This is a genomic window from Burkholderia sp. BCC1638, from assembly GCF_902833195.1.
Classification (GTDB): Bacteria; Pseudomonadota; Gammaproteobacteria; order Burkholderiales; family Burkholderiaceae; genus Burkholderia; species Burkholderia diffusa.
Genome location: NZ_CADFEC010000116.1, coordinates 1 through 504, shown reverse-complemented (window position 1 = coordinate 504; position 504 = coordinate 1). Strand labels below are relative to the sequence as shown.

1 rRNA gene is annotated in these 504 nt (G+C 46.6%); it reads right to left on the bottom strand.

The window, feature by feature from the left end:
• Positions 1-387 precede the first annotated feature (387 nt).
• Positions 388-504: ribosomal RNA gene (locus HWX22_RS31465) — 16S ribosomal RNA — on the bottom strand; the annotation flags it as partial.

Sequence of the window (504 nt, the reverse complement as noted above, 5' to 3'; positions counted from 1 at the left end):
TCTGTCTCATCGACAGTCGCTACAGGTTGAGTTCTCGCGTTGTGCCGTATTCCAATTGAGTCGAACATAGAGTTCGAATCATCTTGAGATACATCGATACAATCACAACCCGGATAGTTTCCACGCCCATCTCAAGACGCTTCCGCTATCCAAATTACTTACTTCTTCCAGATTGTTAAAGAACGACAGCCGATACATCCTACGTACCGCTCTGACTGGCTCAATCGCCAATGAGAAAGACTCGAATGAATCATCATTCGAATATTTTTCATTGAAGATTATCGAAAGCGGCCGGCACTATAACCGATAAAACCGCTAACAGACAGTCTTTCTGTCTTAATCAACAGCCGATAAGCGTGAGCGCTCAATTTTGCGAGATAGCTCTGGAAAGGAGGTGATCCAGCCGCACCTTCCGATACGGCTACCTTGTTACGACTTCACCCCAGTCATGAATCCTACCGTGGTGACCGTCCTCCTTGCGGTTAGACTAGCCACTTCTGGTAA